The 640-nt window shown below is 54.5% G+C and carries 1 protein-coding gene; it reads left to right on the forward strand.

All coding sequences use genetic code 11. From position 1 onward, the window contains the following. Nucleotides 1-44: 44 nt before the first annotated feature. Nucleotides 45-640 (forward strand): helix-turn-helix domain-containing protein (locus IEX86_RS24810; RefSeq protein ID WP_188868804.1); only part of this gene is annotated, 596 nt, incomplete at its 3' end.

Raw genomic sequence — 640 nt, forward strand, 5'->3', positions numbered from 1 at the left:
TGAACTGACCCCCGAATGTTGGACACAACCTTCGAGGGTTCTTTATGGCGAAGTACTCGCTTCAGTTCAAACTCATGGTCATTCGCGATTATCTGGAAAGCGCTGATGGCTTCAGCAGGGTTTCGCATCGGCACCAGGTAGAGAGAGGCCTGGTCCGCACCTGGGTTGCGGCTTTTCAGCAGCATGGCGAAGCAGGCCTCACGCCCACTCGATCTCATTACACTACGGCCTTCAAGCTCGCTGTTCTCAAGCGACTGTATAAAGAAGGTTTGTCTTACCGTCAGGCCGCTGCAATCTTCAACATCGCCAACAAATCAAGCGTTATGAACTGGCAGCAAGCGTATGAGCGAGGCGGTCTGGCAGCCCTGGCACGCAAGCGACGAGGAGCTGACGTGAAGCAGAGCAACGCGTCTGCCATCGAAAACTTCAACGGTTCAACAGAGACTCAGCGCACCCAACAAGACCTCATCGACGAGATCGTGAGGTTGCGGCTGGAAAATGCCTATCTGAAACGAGCTAAAAGCCTTAGCTCAACACCGGCAGCGCCTAGCACTCGTGAGAAAACACAGATAGTCATAGAACTCAGGCAGCACTACCCGTTGCCCTGCTTGCTCAAGGCAGCAGGGCTGGCCCGCAGTAC

This window comes from Pseudomonas asuensis (genome assembly GCF_014646755.1).
Taxonomy (GTDB): domain Bacteria; phylum Pseudomonadota; class Gammaproteobacteria; order Pseudomonadales; family Pseudomonadaceae; genus Chryseomonas; species Chryseomonas asuensis.